Raw genomic sequence first — 24,880 nt, 5'->3', positions numbered from 1 at the left:
AGAGCGCGCCGCCGAACTGACGTGGTCTCGGTCGCTCACTTCGTTCGCTCCGTCGACCACGCACTCCCCGAAACCCTCACGTACCACACTACCGTATCCCGCGCCATGAGTGACGCACAGTCGGAAGAGGAGCCGGCCCAGGGGACCGCCGAGGACCAGGGCCCGGTCACCATCACGCAGGGCCTCGCGGACGCGCTCGCCGAGAAACGCGAGTCGCTGTTCGCGGAGTTCGAGATCCGCGACGAGTTCCCGCCGAAGGTGAAGCGGGAGGCGAAGGACCGCACCGAGGGCGTCCAACAGGAGATCCAGGACGAGGTGGACGAGCGACGCGACCTCCGCGAGCTGACCACGTGGACGACCGACCCCGCCGACGCGCAGGACTTCGACGACGCCATCTCCATCGAGGAGGAGGCCGACGAGTACCACCTGTGGGTCCACATCGCCGACGTGAGCCACTACGTCCACCCGGACTCCGCCATGTGGGAGGAGGCCGTCGAGCGCGGCAACACCGTCTATCTCCCCGGCTACACCATCCACATGCTCCCGCCGATCCTGGCGGAGACAGTGTGCTCGCTGGTCCCCAACGAGGACCGACTCGCACACACCGTCGAGATGCGCCTCGACAAGGAGACGCTCTCGTTCGAGGAACTGGACATCTACAAGTCGGTCATCAACTCCGACGAGCGCCTCACTTACAAACAGTGCGAGCAGCGCCTCGAGGACCCCGACGCCCCGCTGCACGAGAAGTGCACGCTCGCGTACGATGTGGCCGACCAGCTCCACGAGCAGCGCAAGGCGGACGGCTCGCTCGTGCTCAACCCGAGCCGCGACCGCGCGCACACCATCATCGAGGAGTGCATGCTGAAGGCGAACAAGGCGGTCACCCACGAGCTGATGTGGAACCGCGGCGTCGAGGCGATGTACCGCGTTCACCCGCAGCCGACGCCCGAACAGTGGAACGAGGCGCTCAAGGAGATCCAGGAACTCGACGGGGTTTCGATCCCCGGCGACGCGTGGGGCGGCGACCCCCGAATGGCCGTCAACGCCGCGCTGGAGGAGGCGCCCGACCGCCAGCTCAACAAGATCCAACGTGCCGTGCTGAAGGTGATGCCCCGCGCGAAGTACATGAACGACCCCTTCGGCGGCCACCACGCGCTCAACTTCGACATCTACGGACACTTCACGAGCCCGATCCGCCGGCTCTCGGACCTGATCAACCACTGGATCGTTCACGAGAACGACGTCCCCGAGAACCTCCTCGAGCTGTGCGACAGCGCCTCCGACAAGCAGAAAGACGGCGAGACCGCCGAACGGCTGTACAAACAGTTCATGCAGGAGGTCGGCCTCGACTCCTACGCGGTGAACAACCGCGGCGTCGAGGTGATGGACGACCCCGAAGACGCGCAGTACGACCGTCCAGATACCGTCCCCGAGTAGAAGCGTGACACGAGGCCTTGTCGGATCGGATGACGATCCGGCCGGACGGACTGTGGGGTGGCTCGGTGTTACCTGAGAGGCCCCGCGCTGACGACGCCGAGTTCTGGTATCCGATCGTTGACGACACCGTCTCGGAGGATCGAGAAAGCACGCCGGGCATTTAGAATCCAAACCAGGAGAGATCAGCGCGAAGAAGGGGTCAAACCGACAGAAGACCCATCTCTTGCTGATTCGATCCGGACGCGTTGAACTTACTGGTTAGTGATAACGACTCTAGTGGCCTTCTTGAAACCCTCAATCAGTGATAGGTTTCAACAATCCAGCTGAATACAACGCGCGAGTATTGCACGGGAAGTCAGGCGGAAATTGCTGTTACCTACATACGCGATCGTTTCGCATCGCTTGCTCAATGATCATTCGTTGTAGCCGTGGAGCCTATGATTTTATATTGATACTTCGCGTAAGGTCCGATTAGAAAAATCACCATTGGAACACAGATCCATGCATGAGGACGTAAAACAGCGTGGCGGGACGGCGGCCATCACCGAATCGATTTCCGTTCTTTCACGCAGAACGCTTCTGAAAGCCGGCGGGGTCACAGGGGTCACCCTTGCTATCAGTGGCTGCTTGAGCGCCGGCGTGGCACAGGGAGACGACGAAACCCGGGAAAACGACGAATCTGCTCAGATCGAGGGTGATGAATCCATCAGAATACCGCAGCTTCACCTCGATACCTTGGAGGCGGAGGTCCAGGGAGAGACGCTGCAGGCAGAATCATACGAGGACTGGCGGTCGGAAAGTACCAGCTACGTCGGACAAGTCAACGGTCGTCGGAGCGGGGACCTGTTCATCGGCGTGTCACTCCCGGGCAATGGAGCCGAGCAACACTCGGAGATGGTGGTGTATTTGTGTGACGGTGAGGTCGGCGCCTTCGCCGAGATCGGCTTTTACATGACCGGTGAGTACGACGACGGCGGTGTAACGCTTACCGACAATATACTGTCTGCCAACGAGGATAGTGAGGTCAAGCTGGCATTGGTTGGTGGAGAGTTCCTCGGTGCCGTGACCCTGGCGAACGGCGAACAGTTCCCCTTTATCGCTGTCGAGGCGGCCGGTGATGCCGGACTGTACTGGGCCCAAACTGATGACGGAGACATGTTATTTCTCTGGATTGTGCTTCCTGACGGCCGCCAACGTGCGTTTGTTTTATTGGATGAACTAGGGGACGACCTGCCGCAAAATTCATTGAATGAACTAGGGGGCGACCTTCCGCAAAGGTGGTAGTTCTAACGGATCCGTATCCAGTGCCTCTGCTACCGTATTAATAACTCACTTAAATAGCTACCACTCCGGGTCCCCCAATAATCTACAATCGAGGCGAACGGTTTTTGTCCCGATCCTTGCAAATGGCTTTGCTGCATACATTCTCTGTATTCAACAGTCCCTTCCTCTCTAAATCACGGACAGTCGCTCTCCTCGTGTGAAATAGCGAGGCTTCGCTCCAGATTGTGAACGATGCACTTGATAACGAGTTCGCGGAACTGCTTCCACCAGAAACGTGACCGGACGAATGCACCGAATTTCTGTTTGATTGCCGCGTTGACTGTCTCGTTCATGTTCCGCCTGTGGTAGAGATCGCTGTCCAACCGTGCATTCCACGCCTTGTGGAGGGGTGTGAACTCACGGTGCTTGATAAGTGGCCGAATACCGTGGTCGCGGGCGAGCCGCCGGAGTTTTTGGTCGTCGTACCCCTTGTCACCGGTCAACACCCCGATGGACTGTCCGTTCCGTTTCACTAGCTGTGGCGCGATCTGCGTATCGTGCTTCCGCGTTGTGGTCACGTGAATATCGAGAACGGCGTTGGTCGCTGTATCGACCAACAGCGTTGTCTTCAGCTGCTGGATGGTGAGGTTCGTTCGCTTCGTGTAGTGAGTTGAGGCATGCGCCCGCTCGAACCCGGACGCATCGATGCCGGTGACACCGTTCAGTGGCAAGTCCGCGAGCGAGACATTCAGTACAACTCGCCAGACGGCCATCTCCAAGCGGTCGAACGCCTTGCAGAGTGTCGAGGGTGCGGGGATCGAATCGAGATTGAGGGCATCGCGAATGCGAGGCATCTCGATAAGTTCGTCAACGAGGTCACGGTATGTTGTCGTCTTTTTCACTTTGAGACAGAGCAAGACAACGTGCTGGCGGAGCGTGAACCGCTTCCGTGAATAGCGTGTCGAGAATCGTGCTACAGCACGGCGAGCCAGCGTCATAGCCCGTTCAACGAATCGAAGGAGTCGTGACTTCGGGAGGGCATCCATCTTCCTCCAGGTACTCACCAGTCATGTTTTGTCAGCAAGAGTTTCAACAAGGCCACTCTAGTAATATTTCTACTACATACATATAAGATAGATATGAAATAAAATTAGTGGTGATGGAACCGATCGGATAACAGAAATTGAGTAACCTGTATGAGATACTCTTCGCTTGCTCCGTCAGTCTCAAAGATACTCTTTGTCGATACTGGCACCGATCGTGTAGTTCGGATCAACCATATTGCCGAGTCGGACGTTTCCGACCTGCGTGAGGAGCATATAAGCTTCCCACTTGTCGTACCCGTAATCATCGACCATCCATTCAATGAGATCTTTATACGCGATACGAGCGCAATCTTCCATGGGCCGGACACTCCCGATACTCATGATGTAATCATCTGCTTCCAGTCGTGGCCATTCAATCTCCCAGTCTTTGATCAGATCAACGGTAATAGTTGTGTTTGTGGGGTGTTCGATCGCTACGCCGTGTAGTTCCCCGTCACCCTGTGCTGCATGGCAGTCACCGAGATACACGTATCCTCCCTCAATATTGACCGGCAGGTAAATTGTATTCCCTGGACGGACATTTGGGAGATCCATATTCCCGCCGTGTTTGAACGGGGTGAGTGCGTTGACGGAGTCGATCTTGGGCGAAGTACTGATAGTACCGATGAACGGTTCGTATGGAATTGTGATATCGTCGTTCCAGATGGTCCCATCAGTCGTTACATCCAGTTTCTTCACTTTCTCTGGAAGTGGCTCATTGAGCATCGCCGTTCTGTCCGTCGCAGTGAGGCCACCGAACTCTGCGATCATACAGGTAGTCCCACGAGGCTGGGGTCCGCGCGGTTCAATGCTTTCAATCGAAACGGCCAACGCGTCTCCCTCCTCGGCCCCCTCAACGTAGATTGGGCCGTTCTGTGGATTGAGGTTATCTCCCAATACCTCGCTTGGTTTATCGTTTTCAGATTCGATCACACCCTCGAATGCGTCCTCGGTTTCGACCTCAACAGTGTCACCGGGTTCGATCTCTAGGACCGGATCGAAATACGGTCCGACCGTGTAGTGAAATCCATCTTGGTCTTCTTCGGTCAGTTTGTGAGTTGCCATGAGTAACGGTAACAGGAGACCATACGATCTAATTAAAACTATCGACGATATAGAACGGAATCAGTTACTATATTTATAGTAATTATAGGTTTGGTGTAAAATACTTTACTGGATATTTTTGCGGGGCTCAACACGGGTGAACCCGGAAAGAAACAGTATCATAACAAATTATAAATGGTGGCACTCTCATTTGGCAGCTGCCACCATGACACAAGGTAGCAAGAATCAGTCCCTGGGTATGAACGATCGTTCGTCAAAGCTGGCTCGGAGGGGTTTTCTCAAAGCGTCTGGAGCTGCGGGCGTAGCTGGGCTCACTGCCGGGTGTACCGGAGGCGTTGGTGGGGGATCGAACACCCTCAAAATGGGATTACTGGAAGATCAGTCAGGAAACTTCTCCTTGACGGGAATTCAAAAGTGGCATGCACAGAAACTTGCGGTGGAGGAGATCAATGAGGAAGGCGGAATAAATGGTCAAGAGATAGAACTTATTGATCCTGACCCTCAGTCGGACAACACCCGGTACCAGGAACTCGCTCGGCGACTTATCGAGCGCGACAACGTAGACGTCCTGTTCGGTGGGTTTGCAAGCAGTTCTCGTGAGGCAATCCGTCCGATCGTCGACGAACACCAACAACTCTACTTCTACACTAACCAGTACGAAGGCGGAGTTTGTGATACATATACATGGTGTACAGGAGCAGTACCGGAACAGCAAATCTCTACGACGTTAGATTTCCTCGTTAACGAATTCGGGGAGAACATCTACACTATCGCAGCTGATTACAACTTCGGACAAATCACTGCTGCATGGTATCGGAAAATCGCAGAGGAGGTGGGGGCGAACATAATGGAAGAAGAGTTCATCCCGCTTGACGTCTCCCAGTTTGGGTCAACGATCAATCGGATTCAGGAGGCAGATCCTGATATCTTGGTCACGCTGCTTGTCGGGTCTAACCACGCCTCATTCTACAATCAAAAGAATGCGGCTGGTCTAGATGTGCCAATGTCCACGACGGTAAATATGGCACAGGGCTACGAACACAAGCGATTCGACCCGCCGGCGCTGGCAAACATGCACGTTGGGGTGAACTACATGGAGGAGATACCGACACAGCAGAATCAGGACTTCGTCGATCGGTTCTACGAGAGGTGGCCAGATGCCGAATACGTCGGCCAAATGGCTCAGAATGCGTACTTCACAACGTATCTGTACAAGCAGGCTGTTGAGAAGGCAGGAACCAAAGATCAAGACGAGGTCCTCAAAGTACTCGATGAAGAGCCTATTTCAGTTCAAGCTCCCGAAGGAAAGGTGACAACCGACCCAGAGACACACCACGTGACTCACCAGATTCGATTAGCCCGGGCGGATGAGAACCACTCGATCGAATTCAGTAACCAACAGGAAGTCGAACCGTATTGGCTTCGTCAAACTCCGTTCCCCGGTTGTGATCTGACCAGTACGATAGGCGCGAGCGAGGACGAGCCGACAACGCAATACGAGCCCAAGGGCGTGTAAGATCAGCTCTATGGTTCTTTTGATACCCCAAGTTACCAACCTCCTCCTGCAGTTTCTGGATAGCTTCGGATTCTTAATCCTCGCAGCGATCGGACTCGCCGTTATTTTCGGCATGATGGGAGTTATCAATCTAGCCCACGGTGAGTTCATCACAGTCGGCGCGTATGGCACAGCGTTGAGCTATAATGCTGGAGTCCCCCTTCCGGTCGCAATGGCTATTGGTGTGGCCGTGACGACGGTGTTCGGTCTGATCCTGGAGTTCACGATTATACGTAGACTCTATGGTCGGCTCCTCGATTCGATGGTAGCTACGTGGGGAATTAGCCTCATCATCATCCAGGGGCTTCGAGTCATATTCGGATCCTCGCTTCCAAGTATTGGAACACCGCTAGGAAGTATCCAATACGCCGGCTACTCATATTCGTCATATCGACTACTGCTTGCGGGGGTTAGCTTGTTGTTGCTGGCAGTGTTGTACTGGATGTTCACGAAAACGAAGTTCGGGACTCACGCCCGTGCGACGATCCAGAACGAAGAGATGAGTCGGGCACTGGGGGTGAACACGAATCGAATGTACCTCCTGACGTTCGGGATCGGATCGGCACTTGCCGGCCTGACTGGGGCACTATACGCGCCTACAATGACAATTGTTCCGGGGATGGGTTCAACGTTCTTAGTTGAAGCGTTCGTCACGGTAGTCGTAGGTGGTACCTCGGTCCTCATCGGGACGACCGGGGCTGGACTCGTACTTGGAGCCATCAACGCTATCTTCTCGAACCTCTTCGGCACATTCGCTGGGCGGATGGCGTTACTTCTGACCACGATTCTGGTCATTCGCCTCCTGCCTCAGGGGATTACAGGCTTCATTGAAAGTCTAAAGAGGGTGAGTTGAGATGGCTGGAGAAACTTCCACCACTGTTGAGAACCCGAATCAACAGGGAACTATCACGCGACTGAAAGATGCACTCGAAGGGCCGAACACCCTTGGAGAGGGTCGATCCTTTTGGATCGTATTCGGAGTCCTGTTCGGTCTGCTAATGGTGTATCCACTGCTCCGATCCTCATATTACATTTCGAATACGGCGTACCTCCTCGTCTCCGCATTTCTCGGGCTTAGCCTTTGTCTGGTGTGGGGGTACACTGGAATATTTAGCTTCGGCCAAGTCGCCTTTTACGGGATAGCCGGCTATACATTCGGAGTAGTCAGCATCAATATCACTGGTCCAGCCGGATCCCTAGCTGGATTAATAGCCGGAGTAGCAATCGCTGCGGGGTTCGCATTCGTAGTGGGTTACTTCATGTTCTATGGTGGTGTGAGCGACGTGTACGTCGCAATCATCACGCTCGCAGTCACACTTGTATTAAATACATTCATGGGACAAACGGCTGGTGAGGAGTGGGCTATCGGCCAAGCACCACTTGGGGGGTTCAACGGAATGACGGGGATCCCCAATCTTGCCATTGGCGTCGAGGGGTTGGCCATTGAAATATCCGGGCTCGCCTTCTACTACTTCGTTGTCCTCTCGCTGGTTATAACCTATCTGGGATTGCGAATCCTCGTTAACAGTAATCCTGGATACGTCATGGTCGGTATTCGCGAAAACGAAGAGCGAACTGAACTGTTTGGGTACGATACTCAACGGTTCAAGCTGGGCGTGTTTACACTAAGTGGAGGACTCGCCGGGTTCGGCGGCGTTCTCTATACGACGTGGGGTGGGTATATTGATCCGAGTGTATTTGGCCTGACCTTCGCCGCACTGCCGATCATCTGGGTTGCAGCCGGGGGTCGGAAATGGCTCAGCGGTGCGATCATCGGTACCTTCGTGATCACGTCCATCTCACAGCGTCTGTCTCTTATCGGAGGGCAATATTCATTTATTATCCTTGGCAGTATCCTGGTTATCGTGATTCTTGCACTTCCGGAGGGGTTCGTCCCCCAGATATACGCTCGTCTACCACTCGTTCGCGAGTGGATTCGATCCCGAGGTGAGTCATCATGAGTACACACAAAACGCAAGGTAGTGGGACGAACGATGAAACGGATTCCCTGTTCGAAACCAAGGGTTTAACCAAAAAATTCGGCGGGCTCATAGCGGTCAATGACGTAGATTTCACCATCGAAAAAGGAGAGATCAGATGTCTCATCGGACCCAACGGCGCCGGTAAGAGTACTCTCTTGAAGCTCATTGTCGGTCAACATGTCCCAACTACCGGACAAATATTCTATCAGGGAGAAAATATCACGGAGCTCTCCCAACACGAACGCGCTAGACGGGGACTCAGTATGAAGTTCCAGGTTCCGGCCGTTTACGACGACCTCAGTGTGCATCAGAATATGCACATTCCTACACAACGAATGGTCAATCGCCCCGATATCGATACAGCAATTGATCGGACTCTGGAGGAGTTCGATCTCCTCAAGGAGGCTCAAACAACTGCAGACGAACTCTCTCATGGCCAACAGCAGTGGCTCGAGATCGCGATGGCAGCTGCCCTGGAACCCGACCTGTTACTTCTCGATGAGCCTGCAGCTGGAATGTCGGTCAACGAAGCGCAACGAACTGCAGATATCATTCATCGGCTGAATGAAAGTCGGGAAATGACTCTCCTTGTAGTTGAACATGACATGGACTTCGTTCGTGAAGTCTCAGAATCGGTGACAGTGTTGCATCAGGGTGAGGTATTCGCCGAGGGAACTATCGATGAGATCCAAGCCAATGAAGACGTTCGTCGTATTTACCTCGGGGAGGATCGCTAATGAGTGAATTCCTTCTCTCGCTCGAAAACGTTCACACCTCGTATGGGAAAACCCCAATCCTTCGTGATATCAGCCTCGCTCTTGAGAAAGGCGAACGAGTTGGTGTTATGGGTCGAAACGGAGTTGGCAAGACGACGCTGATGAAAACCATTATTGGTCTCCTCGCGACGGATGACGGTTCTATTTCGTATAACGGAGAGGATATCACGGCGCTCTCAGCCGACAAACGAGCTCGGCTTGGAATGGGATATATCCCACAAGGCCGCGATGTATTTCCTGATCTCACAGTCGAGCAGAATATCAATATGGGTTTATCAATAAGTGAACACAAATCGGAGGATCTCGTCGATCAAGTATACGAATACTTCCCTCGCTTGGCCGAACGTCGTGATCAGGAGGCAGGGACTATGAGCGGGGGTGAGCAGCAAATGTTGGCGATCGGCCGCGCTCTCGCCGGTAATCCGGATCTGCTACTTCTGGATGAGCCTTCGGAGGGAGTTCAACCGTCTATCGTTCAGCAAATAACAGACGACATTAGCCGAATGAACGAAGATCTGGGGGTGACTGTTCTATTCGTTGAACAGAATTTGCAGGTTATCAGAGAGTTATCCGAGCGGTGTTACGTTATCGACAACGGCCGAATGGAGGCTGAGCTAAGCAAAACTGATCTCATGGAGGAAGACCGGGTTGCCGATTATCTTGCCGTCTGAATATTAGGGCCCATCAAAATATTTATGTAATGTAGTTGCCGGAAGTGACCCGGTCTTCTGAATGAAGAATATTGATGTATGTAACGTCTCGTTAGCGGGGGCACCGAGGATCGATTTCACTCTTGGCTAGGATTGCTAGTCAGTTTGCAGTCTTCATCGATCGGCGGTTTCACACTAGGATCTCCAGGCGAAACAGGCCGAGTACCCGGGGTTTGATCCCGAGGCGGTTCACCTGGCGAGTATTGTTTCAACGGCGCTATCGGCGAAGGGGCCTTCGAACTGTTCGAGGAACATCGCAAGGAGCGGACTCGAATTATTATTCACGGGTGTGCCGTATTCGGATTATGTCCTCCGATGCCGGTGAGGGGCCCACGCGAGACGTGATGGAGTTGATTCTCCGGCGGGTTCGTGAGGAGTACCGCGAGGAACACGTCGAAGACCCGCCCGGAGAGTTCCTTGAGGTCGCTCGTCGCGCTGTCCTCCGACGTGCAGCCGGGAACGAACGAGACGCGTATCGCCAGATCTACGAAGAACTCGCGGACGAGTAGGGGCCAACGCGATCTCCTTTCCGACTCGCTCGACTCACTCCCCCGCGAGGACGACCAGGTCCGTGGTCCCGCCGCGACGCTCGAAGTGTACCGTGCAGTCGTTTCGGCGGAGGAACGACTCCACCTCCCGAACGCTCGTCTCTGTCACGTCGATCCTGGCGCGCGTTCTCGTCTCCACCTCGACGCGCTCCGGCATGGCGACGACCGGCGTCGTGCTCATACCTCCTACGTCCACCCGGCCCCACTTGTACGCGAGCCATGCGGAGCGAAAGTGAAATCGAGGGACGGGTCGGGGGTCGCGACCTCCCTCCCCGGGTTGGATCTCGACGGCGCCGCAGTCCGGCGATCACGGATAAGTACCATGGAGGCGAAAGGCGCACGCTCACAAGTGACACCCGACAGTGATCCCGCATGGCGGAGTCAGCAGGCGGCCGCGGAGTGGCCGCCGAGCACGACCAACGCGGGGGGGAAACCGAGCGGCCGTCGATCGGGGAGGACGTCGAGATTGTCGTCGTCTCGAACCGGCAGCCGTACCGGCACCAGTGGAGCGACGACGGGATCGAAGTCGACAGGCCGACCGGCGGGCTGACCGCGGGACTCGACGCCGTCGTCCGCCGGATCGACGGCACCTGGATCGCGTGGGGCGACGGCGACGCCGACGCCGAGGTCGTCGACGAGCACGACCGCGTGTCGGTCCCGCCGGACGCCGAGGACGGCTACCCCCTCCGGCGCGTGTGGCTCACCGACGACCAGGTGGACGGCTACTACTACGGCTTCAGCAACCGGGTGCTGTGGCCGATCTGTCACGGCGCGTTGACGCGCGTCCGGAGCGAGGGAGAGTACTGGGACGCCTATCTGGCGGTGAACGAACGGTTCGCCGACGCCGTCGGCGAGCGGGTGGACCGCGGCGACGTGGTGTGGCTCCAGGACTACCACTTCGGACTCCTCCCGCAGATGCTCCGCTCGCGCGTCCCCGAGGACGTCCTCGTCACCCACTTCTGGCACATCCCGTGGCCGGGTTGGGACACGTTCCGCGCGTGCCCCCACGGGCCGGAGATCATCCGGGGACTCCTGGGCAACGACCTCTTCGTCGTGCACACCGAGCGCTACCGTCAGAACTTCCTAAACTGCGTCGAGGCGGCGATCCCGGACGCGGTCGTCGACCGCGCTACCGGCCGAGTGTTCCATGAGGACGGCGTCACGACCGTCGAGGCGTACCCGCTCGGCGTCGACACCGAGCGGATCCTCGAACTCGCGACCGACGACGACGCCGACGAGCGCTGGCGTCGGCTCCGCTCGCAGTACGGCGTCGGCGAGGACGTCCGGGTCGCCGTCGGGGTCGACCGCCTCGACTACACCAAGGGGATCCCCCAGCGGATCGACGCCGTCGAGCGCCTGCTCGAGCACCACCCGGAGTGGCGGGGGGCGTTCACCCTCATGCAGATCGGATCGGAGTCGCGCTCGCGGATCCCGGCGTACCGCGAGGTACAGACGGAGGTCGTCGAGGGGGTCAACCGCGTCAACGCGCGGTTCCGCACCGACGACTGGCGCCCGATCGTGTACACGACCGATCGTCTCTCCGACCAGGAGCTGTACACCCTGTATCGCAACGCCGACGTCGGCGTCGTCAGCCCGATCCGCGACGGGATGAACCTCGTCGCACTGGAGTACGTCGCCGCCCAGGCCGACGGCGACGGGGTCCTCGTGTTGAGCCGGCAGGCGGGCGCACACGACCTGATCGGCGAGAAAGCGGTGTCGATCACCCCCCAGGACTCCGACGAGTTCGCCGAGGCCCTTCACGAGGCGCTCACGATGCCGGAGGAACAGCGCCGCGAGCGCATGGCGGAGCTCGTCGAGACCTGCCGGTCGTTCGACACCGAGGTGTGGATCGAGGACGTGCTCGGCAGCGTCGCGCGCCTGCGCGAGGAGGGGCACGACGGTCGATGACGGCCCCCGACCGGCGGCTATCCTCGCCCGACTCCCTGCCGGAGGGTATCCGCGACCTGCTCGCGGGCGCCGAGGGACTGCTGTTGGGGCTCGACTTCGACGGGACGCTCGCGCCCATCGTCGACGATCCCGGGGCGGCGACGCTCGCGCCGGAGGTCCGCCCGACGGTGGAGCGGCTGGCGACACAACCCGGCGTCGCGCTCGCGGTCGTGAGCGGGCGGGCGCTCTCGGACCTGAGAGACCGGGTCGGGATCGACGGCGTCGTCTACGCGGGCAACCACGGGCTCGAACTCGGCTACGGCGGCGAGCGGGCCGTCCACCCCGCCACCCTCGACCGTCAAGAGGAGATCGACCGCCTGTGTGTGGACCTGGCCGACCGCCTCGCGGACGTGCCGGGCTGTCGCATCGAGAACAAGGGCGTCACCGCGACCGTCCACTTTCGGACCGTCCCCGAGGAGGCCGTCCCGACTGTCGTCGACGCCGTCGAACGGGCCGTCGCCGATACGGAGGGAGTGCGGGTCACGGAGGGCGATTGCATCCGCGAGATCCGCCCGGCGGTCGCATGGGACAAGGGCGAGGCGATGCGATCGATCGCGTCGGTCGTCCACGACGACCGGCCGGCGATGTACGTGGGCGACGACGTGACCGACGAGGACGCCTTCGCCACGATCCAGCCCGAGGGCGCGGGCGTTCACGTCGCCCACGAGGGAGCGACGGTCGAAACGGTCGCCGCCTACCGCCTCGACGGCCGGGCGTCGGTCCCCCCGTTCCTCGAACTGCTCGCGGAGGCGACGGCCGACTTCGAGGGGGAACCGGGCTGGCGGGGCACCGACCCGCTCGCCGGCCCCTTCGGGTGGGAGGAGTCGTAAGCTGGCGAGCGACCACGCGACGGCCGATATCGCGGCGGACCGCCCTTCGCTCTCCCTCGGCCGGGCGCGACCGCCAGCGGACCGGGCGGCGGCGCGTATTCCGGCCATAACAATCCGGCCGAGCGACCACGGGCCGTCATGAACCCAGAGGCAGTCCGGGCGCGGAGCGGCGAGATCCTCGACCAGATCGCGGGAGCGGTCGTGACCGAACGGGCGACGCTGGAGACGATCCTCGTGGGGATTCTCTCGGACGGTCACGTCCTCCTGGAGGACGTGCCGGGGACCGGGAAGACGCTGACCGCGCGGTCGTTCGCCGACGCGCTCGGCGTGTCGTTCTCGCGTGTCCAGTTCACCCCCGATCTGCTCCCGTCGGACGTGATCGGCTCGAACGTCTTCGACGAGTCGACCCGGACGTTCGAGTTCCAGCCCGGCCCCGTCTTCGCGAACGTGATGCTCGCCGACGAGATCAACCGGGCGCCGCCGAAGACACAGTCGGCCCTGTTGGAGGCGATGGAGGAGGGACAGGTCACCGTCGACGGGGAGTCGCACCCGCTGCCCGACCCCTTCGTCGTCATCGCCACGCAGAACCCCGTCGAGATGGACGGGACCTTCGAGCTCCCGGTCGCCCAGCGCGACCGCTTCATGATCCGGACCAGCCTGGGGTACCCCGACCGCTCGGGCGAACTCGAACTGATCGACCGCCGGGCCTCCCGGCGCTCCGCGTCGCCGTCGGTCGAGCGAGTCTGTGACCCGGAGACGCTCGACGGCCTCCGCGAGGCGCCGGAGTCGGTCCGCGTGGAGGGGACCGTCCGCGAGTATCTCGTCGACGTCGCTCGCGCGACACGGGGGGACGAGCGCGTCCGAACCGGCGTGTCGCCGCGGGGCGTCCAGAAGTTCTTCGAGGCCGTCCGGGCGCACGCGGTCCTCCGGGGACGGGAATACGCGACGCCGGACGACGTGAAGGCGACGGCCCTCGCCGTCCTGTCCCACCGGATCGTCCTCACGCCCGACGCTCGGGTCGACGGCGTCGGGCCCGAGGCGGTCGTCGCCGAGGTCCTCGAGGAGGTACCCGTCCCGCAATTGAACGCCTGAGGACCGTCGGGAACCGCCCGACCCTCAGCCGTGGGCGACGAGTGCCAACGCGACGCCGGCGACCAGCAGCGCGAGGAGGGCTGCGAACGGGAGGCCGTCGATGCCGAGGTGTGACACCCCGAGGACGGCCGCGACGGCGCCGACGGCGAGTCCTCCGCCGACCCCGGCGTGGACGAGTTCCGCACGGGCGGTGGCGGTTCCGGGCTCGGACCCCATCTGCCCGCCCATCGACACCGCGTTCTCGGCGGCGTCCCACGCGAGGATCGTCGCCGCGCCCGCGCCCACGAGCGCTGGCGTGGACGCCCCGCGGACGACCCCGCTGGTCACCACCGCGAGGAACACCAGCGCGGCGCCGGCGTCGACGAGGAGCCGACGCCGACCGAACCGAATCGGCACGAGCGCCGCGGCGAGCGTCCACAGCCCCAGAATCCCGGGCAACAGCACCAGCTGACCGACGATCGTTTCCGGCCGCGAGAGGGCCTCCCCGACCGCGACGACGACGACGAGGGTCCCGCACAGCGCCACCACGGCGCCGAAGAGGGCGTGGCCCAGCCGCCACAGCCGGCCGCCGGCGGCGACGGCCGCGACGCCGACGAGCGCGACCGCGAGCACGGACCGCTGAGCGGCCGTCTCCGCGACCAGCCCCGTCGCGACGGCGGCGGCGACGAGGGCGATGACGCCGCTGACGGCCGTCGGCAGCGGGCGGAACTCCGCCGTCGCCGATAGAGCGGAGTCGGTCATCGTTCCCACCGTTCGATCGCCGACAGCGCCGCCCCGAGCGACTCCGTCGGGTCCCAGTCGACGGCCGGAACGCCGGCGTTGCGGAGGTCAGTCAGCCGGTGGTCGCGCTCCATGCGGGCGAGGCGTCCCCCGGCGGTCCGGTCGGTCGTCACGTCGGGGCTGACGACCGTGACCGCCGCGCCCTCGCCCTCCAGCCGGCGGGCGATGCGGTGGGCCTCCTCGTCACAAAGCGGCGTCAGGAGGATCACCTGCGTGTTCGACCCGATCACTGTCCGAAGCCGGGACAGTTGCCCGTCGAGGGAGTCCGTCTCGTCGGGCGATCCCTCCTCGTCGAGTGAGTTGCTCCCGTCGGTCGGGTCACCGCGCTCGGCCCGGTCGAACGAGTCGCTCCCGCCGTCCCCGTCCGCGCGGGCCGACGCCGGCGGCGTCAGCGAGAACGCCGGGCCGGTCACCAGCAGGTTTCGGAACCGATCGGCGTGCTCGGGGCCGCTCCCGGGCGCGAGCAGGCTGCCGTCGCGTCCGATCGCCGCCAGGCCGACGCGATGGTTCGCCTCGAGGAGCGCGTCGCCGATGCGGTCGGCGGCGTCGACGGCGTGGGCGACCGCGTGGGGTTCGGTCGCGTCGCTCGCACGGAAGGCGGCGGGGCGCACGTCCACGCAGACGACGACGTCGGCGAGGCGCTCGGTCCTGAACGCGACCGACGTGAGTTCGCCCGTCCGCGCGAACCGCCGCCAGTCGATGCGGCTGGCGGGGTCGCCGCGCTCGTACTCCGTGACGGAGTGGAACTCGAGGCCGCTTCCCCCCTCGTCGGTGACGAGCGGGCCGGTCCGGTGACGGCTCCGGGCGCGCAGCGGGACCGTGGGGAGCCGTGCGGCACACTCGATCGTCGTCCGGGCGGCGACGGCCGTCTCGACCTCGACCGACCCGCTGACGTCGCGACAAAGCAGGGTCGTCGGTTGGAATCGGTGCCGCCCCGGTCGCGCGCGGAGTTCGTACTCCAGCGTCGCCTCATCGCCCGGTCGGAGCGTCGTCGCGGCCCGGGGGGAGCCCCCACACACCGGGAGCATCGGCGGCGTCCCGTCGACGATGCGGAGGTCGAACACGGTCCTGTCGCCCTCGTTCCGGACCGTCGTCCGGACCGTCACCGGGTCGCCGTCGTCCGGCGACGACGGGTCGATCGTCCGGCTCACCGAGAGGTCCGGGTCCGGGGGGGTGGTGACGAGCGGATACGCGGCGAAGACGACGGCGACCGCCCCGACCAGAAGCAGCGAAGGTCGCTTCGCCAGGACGCCGGCGGCCACCGCGAGCAGGGCGACGCCGACGATCCCGCGCCACCGACCCGTCGAGCGGGTGGTTCCGTCGTCGGCGGTCGCCGCCGCGTTCGCGCCCGCAACGCCGTCCGTCGACGCGGGGTCGTCCGTATTAGGGTCCGTATCGAGGCCACCGTCGACCGTCGACACGAACGCCTCGTCGGTATCATGTCCGTTCGTCGCGGCGGAGTCGTCCGCGGTCGCGGTTCGGTTCGTGACCGCCCGGCCGTCGGCGGCCGTCCGTCCGTCCGCCGGTATCCCTCCACTGGCCGGCATCTCTCCGTCAGCAGGCGTTCCTCCGTCGGTCGCCGTCGAGGGCTCGACGTTCCCGTCCGTCCGCTCGCCGCCGTCGCCCGCGGCGGAGCCGGCCCGGCCGACCGCGCGTCGCAGGCTGTCGAGGAGGCGCACCGTCGAACTACCTCCCCGTCCCGGAGGGGCTCTCTCCCTCCCCGCGGCGCCCCGACCCGTCGTCGGTCAGCCGTTCGATCGCGTCCACCGTCCGTCCGACCGCGTCGTCGTCGAGGCGTCGCCGCCGCGCTCGGTCCGACCGACGACCGGGGCCGGAGAGCGTTCGGCTCGCGACCGGGTCGTCCGTCCAGTCGCCCTCGGCGACCCGTCGCTCGGCGACGTCCCGCGAACAGCCGTCCGCGCGCATCGTCGCCCGCGTCGCGGCCGCACGGAGGCGCTCGCGGCGGTCATCTTCCGCGGCTCCCCCACCCATGAGGCGCCGGAGCCGTCCGGGCGATCGGTCGACGGACTCTCCGGGATACGTCGCCGACTGGACGCCCTCGACGACCGGCGGGGTCGCCTCGTCGACCCCCCTGAGGCGGCGGGCGCCCACGACGAGCGCCGAGAGGCCCATCGCCAGAAGGCCGACGGCCGCCACGACCACGTAGTCGCTGCCGAGCGCCCGGACGGCAGACTCGACCGGGAGGCGCTCGCCCGTCTCGGGGTCGACCACGGCGAGGAGGCCGACGGCGAACACCGCGAGACCCGTCGCGAGGAGCAGCCCCCGAATCGCCCGCCAGACGAGAGCTTCCCACCCGCGTTCGCGGGTGCTCATTCCTCGCCCCCGTCGAGGCGGCGGAGCGCCTCGCGGGCGCGGCCCTCCTCCTCGGCGACGGGGCGACCGGCGTAGTGGACGCGCTCGAACGCCGTCGCGATGGCGTCGACGGCGTCCCCGTCGACGTCCCCGCGTCGCTCGCGCGCCAGCGCCCGACACTCGGCGGTCGTCGTCGTCTCCGGCCGTTCGGGATCGACCCGTTGCACCGCCGTCACCCACGCGCGGTCGACGACGTTCGACGGGGTCGTGCCGGGCCATGTCGATCCGGGTGTCGCCTCCGCGGTCGCGTCGTCGGTCTCCGACCCGAACGCCGAGCGGAGCGCCCCGCGGTAGCGATACGCGACCGCCACCAGCGCCAGCAACGCGGCGACCGGCAGGAGCGACCGCAGGAGCAATAGTAACCGATCGAGGAGGCTCGCCTCGCCCGGGGCGGGAGCCGCCGCCGACTCGAAACTGACGCCGCCGGCGTCCCCCGAACCGCTGCCGTCGCCCCCAGTCGACTCCGCCGACTCGTCGACGGCGCTCGAGGCGTCGGGCTCCCCTTCGTCGGCGACCGATTCGGGAGGGACGCCCGAGTCGCCCGAGTCACCCGAGTCGCTCGCGGCGTCGTCCGTCGCGCCGACCTCGGGGTCCGCCTCGTCGGTCCCGCTCCCGTCGCCCATCTCCTCTTTGATCGCGGCCGCGTCGTCGACCCCGATCGGCAGCCGATCCCAGTCGGGGTTGATCTCCTCGTCGGGATCGGTCGTCAGCGTCGACTCCAGGGAGGTCGCGGTGACGCCCAGCGCGGCGACGGCGAGTACGGTGATCAGGACCGGCCCGAGCCGTCCCCGACTCATGTTCGACGGGACGACCCGTACAGGTCGGCGGGGCTGATCAGATGTGACTCGGTGGCGGTGGGCTGCATTCCACTGACGCCATGGGGGAGGCGGGCATAGTTATACACGTCATATGGTTGTAGGGGGAGCTTTCCGGGGATCGTCGGGGATCGAGTGGGGTCGGTCATCGGGGCGTCCCGAAGCCGGCGACTCACGGACCGAACTCTCCGTTCCTCGCTCACCAGTACGACAGACGGGAACGATCAACGTCGCCTGCCCCGACGACGGAACACAGATCTGGGCGTCGCTCCCGAAGAACGCCCGGACGGAGCCGCCAGTCTGATGCGGTCGGCACCGCTGGGGACCGCATGGACTACGACGCCGTGGTGTTCGACATGGACGGGGTGTTGATCGAGCGGTCCCCGTCGTGGGTGTTCGACGACGCCGCCGAGCGCGCGCTGCGGGAGGCGGATATCGACGACCCGACCGACGGGGAGTTCCGGGCGGTCCGCACGCTTCACGGTGGACTCGACGAGGCGACGGCTCACTTCGAGTCGACCCACGAGGTCGCGTTCGACCGGCTCTGGCACCGCCGTAACGAACTGGTCACCGCGAACCAGCGGACCGCGATCGAGGACGGGGAGAAGGCGCTGTACGACGACGCGGGGGCGGCCCTCGATCTTCCCGCCACCCGCGGGATCGTGAGCAACAACCAACACGCGGCCGTCGAGACCGTCCTCGACCGGTTCGACCTCCGCGACCGTTTCGACACCTGGTACGGCCTCCGACCGGGGGTCGAGGACGTCGGGGCGGAGAAGCCGGCGACCGGGTACATGGAACGCGCCCTGAGGGACCTCACGGCCGACCGCGTCGTCTACGTCGGCGATCGGTCCTCCGACGTCGCCGCCGCCCACAACGTCGGCATCGACGCCGCGTTCGTCCGCCGCCCGTTCAACGCCGACGCCGATCCCGACCCGACACCCGAGTACGACGTCGGCTCGCTGCACGAACTCGTGGAGCGACTGGCGGTCGCGGAGTGAGTGCGTCGAGGGGCTACCGGACCTATCCGGGGAGCCGGTGAACCGATCGCCGCCGTCACGACACCTCGGCCCCCAGCACGTCGTGTCGAACCGACGGATGCGAGGCGAGCACCAGGATCGCTCCGGCGGTGCCGAGGTTCAGGAGGACCGTCGGCCGATCGAAGCCGACGGCCGCCTCTACGAGTAGCCAGGCCAGCATCGCGACGGCGACGCCGACGGCCACGAGCCAGCCCCACCGGCGTCGCGTGTAGACCGCGTAACACACGATCGCCGGGACGAGCCCGAACACGGCGACGAGCGTGATCCCCGGAACGAGGAAGGACCCGAACGGCGTCCCGTCAAGCGGGGCTGTCGAGAGGCCGACCAGCTCCCCAGAGGGCATCAACAGCAAGGCTACGCCGCCGACCAGTGCACGGACCGACAGCTGGCCAAGCACCGCCAGCAGTCCCCACAGGACGATCGGACGGCCGCGAACTCGCATCGACCGGTACATCTCCTCGTCGGTGATCGGAGGGATCGTCCCTTAGTCTCCCGGTTGCTGGACCCTTCGGAGTTGGGGGGCGAGCGGTTCTGGGACGGAATCGTTGCCGCCGGCACTCGGTTCCGACCGCCCTTCTGACGTCGGTAGGTTCATGCCGGGCCACCGTGTCGATGCGGCCCGATGCCAAGTTTTGAGGTATCCTTCGGGACGCACCTCTTCGAGTTTGAGGAGGATCCTGGTGACGAGGTGATTCGCGGCTGGGATTGGGTGCAACGGTCGGTGTGGAACAACATCGACTTCGACCGCGCGATGCTCAACGACCTCTTCACTGCCGGGAACCTAGAGATACCGGAATACCAGCGCGGGTACGCGTGGGAGGAACAGCAGTGGGAGGACCTCTGGATCGAGTTAGAGCCGGTGTTCGCGGACTCCATCTCCAGGAACGATCTGACCGAGATCTTCTTCGGTTCGGTCTTCACGGCCGACGTCGACAATCGAACAGCCGAGATCATCGACGGTCAACAGCGTATCACGACTGTCTCGTTGATCTTAAAGATCATTCAGGAACTGCTCGCAGAACTCGACGAGATCGACCAGGAGACTGAAGACAACATCGCCGCAGTCGCCACCAGTCAGCAGACGCTGATGGAGACGTTCTTCTTGGAGAATCCCGGCTCAACCAACCCGAAACCCAAGCTGACGCTCAACGACCACAACGACGAGTTCTATCGTGCGCTGATGCGGGGGACGACCGAACGGCTCGCCTACATCACCGATCAGGAAAGCGTCCACGGGAACCGCAAGCGGAACGCGATCACGATCCGCCACTACGCCAAACTCCTCCGCATCGATGACGCCGAGTGGGATGCGATCGAGAACGACAATCGATCGTTCGACGATTCGAACAAGCGGCTGATCGAGGCGTACGACTACTTCCGTACGCACATCGAGACCGAACTCGCGACCAGCTACGACACGGATACGCAGCGAGCGCGGGCGCTGATTAACCTGAAGGAGTACCTCCTTCACGCATTCGTCGTCGGCCACTTCCACGTCTCACAGGGGCACCCGTCGCTGCTGATGGACATCTTCCAGATCCTCAACGATCGCGGGATGGACCTGAATCAGGTCGACATCATTCGCGCCCGGATCGTCGCCCGACTGCGCGAGGACGCAGACCCCGATATCGAAGCGCAGAACCTCCAACGTTGGAAGGACATCGTCGACCTCTTCGACGGAGATTACGGCGATGTCAGCGATTTCTTGGTCGATACGATCTCGGTCGTCGACAGTACGGTCGACAGTCGGTCCGAGGTCTCCGATCACCTGTTAGAAGCGTTCGTCCTGAATCCGCGAGAGGACCAGACGCTTGAAAGCCAACTGGAGACGCTCACCGGCGCCGAGGAGTTCCTCCAAACGCTGGAACGATACAGCTCCTATTACCACAACATCATCTACCCGTACGACGACGGACTTGAGCTCAACGACGAGGAGCGACAACGCACGTGCAACGACATCCTGCAGCGGCTGCAGTCGCTGCGCACGAGTCAGTGGCGGCCGTTGGTCCTTGCGGCGTACACGAAAGCTCGCGAGAGCGACGCCACCGAGCGTGCGGAGTCCCTGCTCGTTCGGACGATGCACGCCGTCGAGAACGTCACGTTCCGGCAGGTGCTATCGAGCATCAACCCCAACAGGCTGGAGAATATCTACGCCGGGGTCGCACACCGGTTCACGCGCGACAGCGATGCGCTCGACATCAACGTCGAAGCACAGCTGTATGGACGGTTCACCGACGTCTATTCTGGCGTGAACGGGACCGCGTTCGCGGAGACGCTGATCGAGACGTCGGCGATCAACACACGATATGCGAAGGCGCTTCTGTGGAAGCTGACCGACGAACACACTGGAGTCGACGCGATGTGGCGACGGTCGCTCAACATCAGTGAAGTCCATCTGGAGCACTTCTTCCCCCAGTCCCCGTTTCTGGACAACATCGGCGCGTTCGATCGGTACTACTGGTTCACCCAGTTCTTCGAGACGGCGACCGATGACAGCCCGATCGCGGAGACGATCGGCGGGATCATCGATGAGGGGGACGACGAACTGCTCATGGAGATCTGCGACGAGTACTATATCTCCGATCTCGGAAACTTAGGGCTGCTGTGGAACCAAGACAACGTTACCGGTCAGAATCATCCGCTGTCCCGCAAGCTGCCGCTGTATCAACTGTCCGAGTTCGACGAAGCGGTCGTCAACGGGTATTTCAGCCCTGACGAATTCAGCGACGATTCCGTACGCACGTTGACGCGATGGGCGAAGCTGAAGACAGCACACGGAAACAGCGTCAGCGAGGACTGGGGGGCTGACGCCGACGAGCTGGGGCTCGACTGTGACACCGGAGACGAGTTTCTCGAAGCGATCGAAGCCGAGATCGCCGCGCTCGAGCGAACGACCGCGTTCGCCGACGCCATCGCCGAGTACGACGACTATTGGACGCGCCGTGCCCTCACGGAACGAAAGGCCACGCTCTTGGATCTGACACTGGAGTCGCTGGCCTTCGACTACGTGGAGACCGACGGTGAGGAGATCTCTGAATTCGACGACTGGACTGAAGAGAAACTCGCGACCGCTGTGCGCGAAGAGATGGATTCGCGCGCTCGCGTGATCGTCGCGGAGAACGACGCCTATCGTGACGAGGAGTAGCAGGCACCTGCGCTCCTGAATACTTCGGGGACGGAGTGGCCGCGCCCCGGAAGCTGGCGAACTTCACATCCTTCGCGAGTTGTTTTCGCGAGGCTGCGGCTGAACGTTGTCGTGTTAGTGCTGCTCCCGCGAGAACTCCGGGCCTTCGCGATCGACCCGTACTGAACTGGACTCGCTGGGGAGGAACCTCCGCAGGCATTACAGCAACTCCCCCAACGAGTTCTTTCGGACGTTCATTTTCTCTTGGTCGGTGCGCACGTCGTAGTGCTTGTAAAGAACAGCAAGCGACACATCGCAGCGCTCACTGACGACCTCCGGCATGACATTCTTGTTCAGGTGGTCAGTGATTGCGCCGCGCCGGATCGCGTGCGGACCGACTGACGACGGGCATTTACTGGGATAGCCGTCACGGCCGCGTGCGTCACAGTCTTTCGGGTCGATATCGTGTGGACACTCTCCGTATTCACAGGGCTGGGTAGCGCGGTTTACGCGGGTGTAAATAGTATCTCCCGTTGGACGCCCATTGACTGTGGTTAGTAGTGGTTCGCGTCCATACTCATCGAATACATCATCCCGATCTGGGTGGTCGAGCGAATCCTCGACGATATTGTACCGTTGTGGGCCGAGGTAGATCCACCGTTTGCCCGCGTCTCTGTTTTTTAGCTTCGTACCTGTCTCCGGTCGGTTCTTTAGAACAATCGCGTGTTCGTCCGGTCGTAGATCATCCACGTCGATGGAGCGAAGCGCCGACCGGCGCATCCCAGTCGCCCATAACAGGGACAACATCACATGGCGTGGGCTTGCGTAGTGGTACTGGCTCAGCGTTTGCAGGATATCTTCGGCTTCATCTGCAGTCAGGTGTTCATCACGGGCTTCTGCCCCGTCTGGCAGCTCCGGCGAGTGAAGTTTCTCTGCGAGTCCCTTGCTGACGCCCTCGATTTTTGCCCAGTACCGGAGTGCCGAGCGAATGGTCGAGAGTTGTTTCTGCAGAGTTAGCGGTGCGATTTGTCCACGTCTCCATGCCACGAAGTCCGCGAGATCGCGACCTGTTAGCGTATTCAGGTTCTCAATCTCTCGGTCCACGGTCCACTCCTGAAAATAGTTGAGCCGAGTTCGAGCGTTGTTCAGTGATGAATCAGCAAGTTCTGACTCCCGTGCTTGGAGAAACCGCTCTATTCCCTCAGTGACAGAAAGCGGTTCCAGATCATCAGACATCTGGCGATCCCTCGTGCAAGTGCGCTTCAACCGTTCCTTCCACCCGGCCCGGTGAGTGCATATCGAAGTACTCTGTTGGATGTGTCTTAATTGTTGCTACTAATCGGTAACATACGTTTGTCCTCACTATCTAGTAGCCTGTTAACATAGGCAAACAATAGAAGGGGCCAATTGATAGCGTGTTCACATAGGCAAACGACTAGACAACACAACTTTGCGTAGTGGACTCAACCTGTGAGCTATGGATGACGAAAACGAACCGGAGCTCAGCGAGCTTCCTGGCTATCTTGATCTAACTGGGGATGTTTCACCCGGCATGATGGGCGAGACACCGGAATGGTTCACGAATGCGGACGCTCATATTATGTTTATTCTCTGTTCCGGACTAACGCTCTCTCCGTCAATTATCGCGGAAAATACGGATATCACGCGAGTTACTGTTTCTCGCCGCCTGAGCACGCTTCAAGCAGGCGGGCTCGTTGAAAAAGTCGGACGGGGCAAATACAAAATTACGTCTGAAGGAATATATCTCGTAACTGGCGAACCGGGCGTTGACCCGGATGGTTCCAATTCAGCTGAAGAGACTCCTGATTGAATTGACTCTGTTGCCTCTGTTGAAATCCTCTGGGATTGATAGAAATCGCGTGCTGAATACAGAGTATGAGTCTCAGATAGAAAGATCTGGGAAAGTTTCATATGAGATTACCATTGCTGTCAGTGCTAAAGCAGTGTAGATGGTGGCTACGGCCGTTCGAAATTCATCGAGTGAAATGATTTGAGATATTGCCTGAATTACGGCGGTAAAGGCAAGTAATATGGTGAACACCGCAACTAGCCTGTTGGAGTTGTTTTGTTCTTTCAACAAGCTCTGTTCCTGTTTATTCATATAACGATCATGAGCAACTGAGAAACCCTTCTCAGTCAATTGATACCATAAAACCGATTCCCTTTGGCTAGCTCGTCTCACACCTAATTCTCCGGGTTCTTTAGATTCTATCAAACCCATGGTTAATAGCATATTTGTTGGATTATTATCTTTGTCCTCATGCCAATCAATGTGTTCATCAAGGTCATGTTCTTCAGGTAGATCTTCATAATATATGGAAGTTTTAGTGTAACTGTACATCCAACCATTTTGTTTGTAAAATAAGTCTAGCAGATCTGCCCACTCAGGATCAGCTACATGAGTCATATAGGCTTGGAATGACACAGAGTAATATAT

24 protein-coding genes are annotated in these 24,880 nt (G+C 61.2%); 14 read left to right on the top strand and 10 right to left on the bottom strand.

All coding sequences use genetic code 11. The features are described 5' to 3' along the window. Window positions 1–105 precede the first annotated feature (105 nt). Entirely contained in the window at window positions 106–1,437 is a 1,332-nt protein-coding gene (locus tag ABJD39_RS04730; RefSeq protein WP_348612616.1) for a ribonuclease catalytic domain-containing protein, read from the top strand. Window positions 1,438–1,938: 501 nt separating this feature from the next. Beyond that, the gene (locus ABJD39_RS04725; RefSeq protein WP_348612614.1) at window positions 1,939–2,721 is read left to right on the top strand and encodes a twin-arginine translocation signal domain-containing protein; all 783 of its coding nucleotides are present in this window, start codon (window positions 1,939–1,941) and stop codon (window positions 2,719–2,721) included. 173 nt (window positions 2,722–2,894) lie between these two features. Here ABJD39_RS04725 and ABJD39_RS04720 read toward each other — a convergent pair whose 3' ends face one another. Both ABJD39_RS04720 and ABJD39_RS04715 read right to left on the bottom strand, forming a co-directional pair. Beyond that, the gene (locus ABJD39_RS04720) at window positions 2,895–3,746 is read right to left on the bottom strand and encodes an IS5 family transposase (RefSeq protein WP_348613699.1); all 852 of its coding nucleotides are present in this window, start codon (window positions 3,744–3,746) and stop codon (window positions 2,895–2,897) included. A 180-nt stretch (window positions 3,747–3,926) separates the two neighbouring features. After that, window positions 3,927–4,850 carry an acetamidase/formamidase family protein gene (locus ABJD39_RS04715; RefSeq protein WP_348612612.1) on the bottom strand — a complete coding sequence of 308 codons (924 nt, stop codon included), beginning with the start codon at window positions 4,848–4,850 and terminating at the stop codon, window positions 3,927–3,929. A 238-nt stretch (window positions 4,851–5,088) separates the two neighbouring features. Between ABJD39_RS04715 and ABJD39_RS04710 the strand changes: the two genes are divergently transcribed. The 6 genes from ABJD39_RS04710 (at window position 5,089) to ABJD39_RS04685 (ending at window position 10,382) form a co-directional block, all read left to right on the top strand. Further along, a complete protein-coding gene (locus ABJD39_RS04710; RefSeq protein ID WP_348612610.1) occupies window positions 5,089–6,366 on the top strand; it encodes an urea ABC transporter substrate-binding protein in 1,278 nt (425 codons plus the stop codon). Window positions 6,367–6,376: 10 nt separating this feature from the next. Continuing rightward, window positions 6,377–7,258, top strand: coding sequence for an urea ABC transporter, permease protein UrtB (urtB, locus tag ABJD39_RS04705; protein WP_348612608.1), 882 nt, complete (start codon window positions 6,377–6,379; stop codon window positions 7,256–7,258). 1 nt (window position 7,259) lies between these two features. Beyond that, a complete protein-coding gene (locus ABJD39_RS04700; RefSeq protein WP_348612606.1) occupies window positions 7,260–8,366 on the top strand; it encodes an ABC transporter permease subunit in 1,107 nt (368 codons plus the stop codon). Beyond that, entirely contained in the window at window positions 8,363–9,124 is a 762-nt protein-coding gene (locus ABJD39_RS04695) for an ATP-binding cassette domain-containing protein (protein ID WP_348612604.1), read from the top strand. Before ABJD39_RS04700 ends, ABJD39_RS04695 begins: the two co-directional genes overlap by 4 nt. Further along, window positions 9,124–9,834, top strand: a complete 711-nt coding sequence (locus tag ABJD39_RS04690; protein ID WP_348612602.1) for an ABC transporter ATP-binding protein — start codon at window positions 9,124–9,126, stop codon at window positions 9,832–9,834. Before ABJD39_RS04695 ends, ABJD39_RS04690 begins: the two co-directional genes overlap by 1 nt. Window positions 9,835–10,178: 344 nt before the next feature. Next, window positions 10,179–10,382 (top strand): hypothetical protein, encoded by a 204-nt coding sequence (locus tag ABJD39_RS04685; RefSeq protein ID WP_348612601.1) that lies wholly within the window; start codon window positions 10,179–10,181, stop codon window positions 10,380–10,382. Window positions 10,383–10,416: 34 nt separating this feature from the next. Here the strand turns inward: ABJD39_RS04685 and ABJD39_RS04680 are convergent, their stop codons facing one another. After that, a complete protein-coding gene (locus tag ABJD39_RS04680; RefSeq protein WP_348612600.1) occupies window positions 10,417–10,602 on the bottom strand; it encodes a hypothetical protein in 186 nt (61 codons plus the stop codon). A gap of 191 nt (window positions 10,603–10,793) precedes the next feature. Here ABJD39_RS04680 and ABJD39_RS04675 point away from each other — a divergent pair, with 191 nt between their 5' ends. From ABJD39_RS04675 to ABJD39_RS04665, 3 genes are all read left to right on the top strand, one after another. Next, the gene (locus ABJD39_RS04675) at window positions 10,794–12,329 is read left to right on the top strand and encodes an alpha,alpha-trehalose-phosphate synthase (UDP-forming) (protein WP_348612599.1); all 1,536 of its coding nucleotides are present in this window, start codon (window positions 10,794–10,796) and stop codon (window positions 12,327–12,329) included. Continuing rightward, on the top strand, window positions 12,326–13,198 hold the full coding sequence (gene otsB / locus ABJD39_RS04670; RefSeq protein WP_348612597.1) for a trehalose-phosphatase: 873 nt from the start codon (window positions 12,326–12,328) through the stop codon (window positions 13,196–13,198). Before ABJD39_RS04675 ends, otsB begins: the two co-directional genes overlap by 4 nt. 138 nt (window positions 13,199–13,336) lie before the next feature. Then, entirely contained in the window at window positions 13,337–14,290 is a 954-nt protein-coding gene (locus ABJD39_RS04665; RefSeq protein ID WP_348612595.1) for an AAA family ATPase, read from the top strand. A gap of 24 nt (window positions 14,291–14,314) precedes the next feature. On the opposite strand, the gene ABJD39_RS04660 is transcribed toward ABJD39_RS04665, so the two are convergent. Genes ABJD39_RS04660 through ABJD39_RS04645 form a run of 4 tightly spaced genes read right to left on the bottom strand, consistent with a single transcriptional unit; the run spans window position 14,315 to window position 18,240 of the window. Beyond that, on the bottom strand, window positions 14,315–15,031 hold the full coding sequence (locus tag ABJD39_RS04660; RefSeq protein WP_348612593.1) for a DUF7519 family protein: 717 nt from the start codon (window positions 15,029–15,031) through the stop codon (window positions 14,315–14,317). Continuing rightward, window positions 15,028–16,749, bottom strand: a complete 1,722-nt coding sequence (locus ABJD39_RS04655) for a DUF58 domain-containing protein (RefSeq protein ID WP_348612591.1) — start codon at window positions 16,747–16,749, stop codon at window positions 15,028–15,030. The genes ABJD39_RS04660 and ABJD39_RS04655 overlap by 4 nt, the downstream gene beginning before the upstream one ends. A 7-nt stretch (window positions 16,750–16,756) precedes the next feature. Further along, window positions 16,757–17,404 (bottom strand): DUF7269 family protein, encoded by a 648-nt coding sequence (locus tag ABJD39_RS04650; protein WP_348612589.1) that lies wholly within the window; start codon window positions 17,402–17,404, stop codon window positions 16,757–16,759. Beyond that, entirely contained in the window at window positions 17,401–18,240 is an 840-nt protein-coding gene (locus ABJD39_RS04645; RefSeq protein WP_348612587.1) for a DUF4129 domain-containing protein, read from the bottom strand. The genes ABJD39_RS04650 and ABJD39_RS04645 overlap by 4 nt, the downstream gene beginning before the upstream one ends. Window positions 18,241–18,587: 347 nt before the next feature. Here ABJD39_RS04645 and ABJD39_RS04640 point away from each other — a divergent pair, with 347 nt between their 5' ends. Then, window positions 18,588–19,259 carry an HAD family hydrolase gene (locus tag ABJD39_RS04640; protein WP_348612585.1) on the top strand — a complete coding sequence of 224 codons (672 nt, stop codon included), beginning with the start codon at window positions 18,588–18,590 and terminating at the stop codon, window positions 19,257–19,259. A 55-nt stretch (window positions 19,260–19,314) separates the two neighbouring features. Here ABJD39_RS04640 and ABJD39_RS04635 read toward each other — a convergent pair whose 3' ends face one another. Next, window positions 19,315–19,740 (bottom strand): hypothetical protein, encoded by a 426-nt coding sequence (locus tag ABJD39_RS04635; RefSeq protein ID WP_348612583.1) that lies wholly within the window; start codon window positions 19,738–19,740, stop codon window positions 19,315–19,317. Between the two features lie 180 nt (window positions 19,741–19,920). Between ABJD39_RS04635 and ABJD39_RS04630 the strand changes: the two genes are divergently transcribed. Further along, the gene (locus ABJD39_RS04630; RefSeq protein WP_348612581.1) at window positions 19,921–22,443 is read left to right on the top strand and encodes a DUF262 domain-containing protein; all 2,523 of its coding nucleotides are present in this window, start codon (window positions 19,921–19,923) and stop codon (window positions 22,441–22,443) included. A 198-nt stretch (window positions 22,444–22,641) separates the two neighbouring features. On the opposite strand, the gene ABJD39_RS04625 is transcribed toward ABJD39_RS04630, so the two are convergent. Continuing rightward, on the bottom strand, window positions 22,642–23,658 hold the full coding sequence (locus ABJD39_RS04625) for a tyrosine-type recombinase/integrase (RefSeq protein ID WP_348612579.1): 1,017 nt from the start codon (window positions 23,656–23,658) through the stop codon (window positions 22,642–22,644). Window positions 23,659–23,899: 241 nt separating this feature from the next. Here ABJD39_RS04625 and ABJD39_RS04620 point away from each other — a divergent pair, with 241 nt between their 5' ends. Further along, window positions 23,900–24,253 carry a helix-turn-helix domain-containing protein gene (locus tag ABJD39_RS04620; protein WP_348612577.1) on the top strand — a complete coding sequence of 118 codons (354 nt, stop codon included), beginning with the start codon at window positions 23,900–23,902 and terminating at the stop codon, window positions 24,251–24,253. Between the two features lie 72 nt (window positions 24,254–24,325). On the opposite strand, the gene ABJD39_RS04615 is transcribed toward ABJD39_RS04620, so the two are convergent. Next, complete coding sequence (locus tag ABJD39_RS04615; protein WP_348612575.1) at window positions 24,326–24,868, bottom strand: hypothetical protein; 543 nt, start codon at window positions 24,866–24,868, stop codon at window positions 24,326–24,328. Window positions 24,869–24,880: the final 12 nt, after the last annotated feature.

Source organism: Halobaculum rarum, assembly GCF_040025155.1.
GTDB lineage: Archaea > Halobacteriota > Halobacteria > Halobacteriales > Haloferacaceae > Halobaculum > Halobaculum rarum.
This window is presented reverse-complemented; position numbering and strand designations above follow the sequence as displayed.

Coding starts and splice junctions, on each gene's coding strand:
- ABJD39_RS04730 (WP_348612616.1), top strand. CDS start 106: ATGAGTGACGCACAGTCGGAAGAGGAGCCGGCCCAGGGGACCGCCGAG.
- ABJD39_RS04725 (WP_348612614.1), top strand. CDS start 1,939: ATGCATGAGGACGTAAAACAGCGTGGCGGGACGGCGGCCATCACCGAA.
- ABJD39_RS04720 (WP_348613699.1), bottom strand. CDS start 3,746: ATGGATGCCCTCCCGAAGTCACGACTCCTTCGATTCGTTGAACGGGCT.
- ABJD39_RS04715 (WP_348612612.1), bottom strand. CDS start 4,850: ATGGCAACTCACAAACTGACCGAAGAAGACCAAGATGGATTTCACTAC.
- ABJD39_RS04710 (WP_348612610.1), top strand. CDS start 5,089: ATGAACGATCGTTCGTCAAAGCTGGCTCGGAGGGGTTTTCTCAAAGCG.
- urtB (WP_348612608.1), top strand. CDS start 6,377: ATGGTTCTTTTGATACCCCAAGTTACCAACCTCCTCCTGCAGTTTCTG.
- ABJD39_RS04700 (WP_348612606.1), top strand. CDS start 7,260: ATGGCTGGAGAAACTTCCACCACTGTTGAGAACCCGAATCAACAGGGA.
- ABJD39_RS04695 (WP_348612604.1), top strand. CDS start 8,363: ATGAGTACACACAAAACGCAAGGTAGTGGGACGAACGATGAAACGGAT.
- ABJD39_RS04690 (WP_348612602.1), top strand. CDS start 9,124: ATGAGTGAATTCCTTCTCTCGCTCGAAAACGTTCACACCTCGTATGGG.
- ABJD39_RS04685 (WP_348612601.1), top strand. CDS start 10,179: ATGTCCTCCGATGCCGGTGAGGGGCCCACGCGAGACGTGATGGAGTTG.
- ABJD39_RS04680 (WP_348612600.1), bottom strand. CDS start 10,602: ATGAGCACGACGCCGGTCGTCGCCATGCCGGAGCGCGTCGAGGTGGAG.
- ABJD39_RS04675 (WP_348612599.1), top strand. CDS start 10,794: ATGGCGGAGTCAGCAGGCGGCCGCGGAGTGGCCGCCGAGCACGACCAA.
- otsB (WP_348612597.1), top strand. CDS start 12,326: ATGACGGCCCCCGACCGGCGGCTATCCTCGCCCGACTCCCTGCCGGAG.
- ABJD39_RS04665 (WP_348612595.1), top strand. CDS start 13,337: ATGAACCCAGAGGCAGTCCGGGCGCGGAGCGGCGAGATCCTCGACCAG.
- ABJD39_RS04660 (WP_348612593.1), bottom strand. CDS start 15,031: ATGACCGACTCCGCTCTATCGGCGACGGCGGAGTTCCGCCCGCTGCCG.
- ABJD39_RS04650 (WP_348612589.1), bottom strand. CDS start 17,404: ATGAGCACCCGCGAACGCGGGTGGGAAGCTCTCGTCTGGCGGGCGATT.
- ABJD39_RS04645 (WP_348612587.1), bottom strand. CDS start 18,240: ATGAGTCGGGGACGGCTCGGGCCGGTCCTGATCACCGTACTCGCCGTC.
- ABJD39_RS04640 (WP_348612585.1), top strand. CDS start 18,588: ATGGACTACGACGCCGTGGTGTTCGACATGGACGGGGTGTTGATCGAG.
- ABJD39_RS04635 (WP_348612583.1), bottom strand. CDS start 19,740: ATGCGAGTTCGCGGCCGTCCGATCGTCCTGTGGGGACTGCTGGCGGTG.
- ABJD39_RS04630 (WP_348612581.1), top strand. CDS start 19,921: ATGCCAAGTTTTGAGGTATCCTTCGGGACGCACCTCTTCGAGTTTGAG.
- ABJD39_RS04625 (WP_348612579.1), bottom strand. CDS start 23,658: ATGTCTGATGATCTGGAACCGCTTTCTGTCACTGAGGGAATAGAGCGG.
- ABJD39_RS04620 (WP_348612577.1), top strand. CDS start 23,900: ATGGATGACGAAAACGAACCGGAGCTCAGCGAGCTTCCTGGCTATCTT.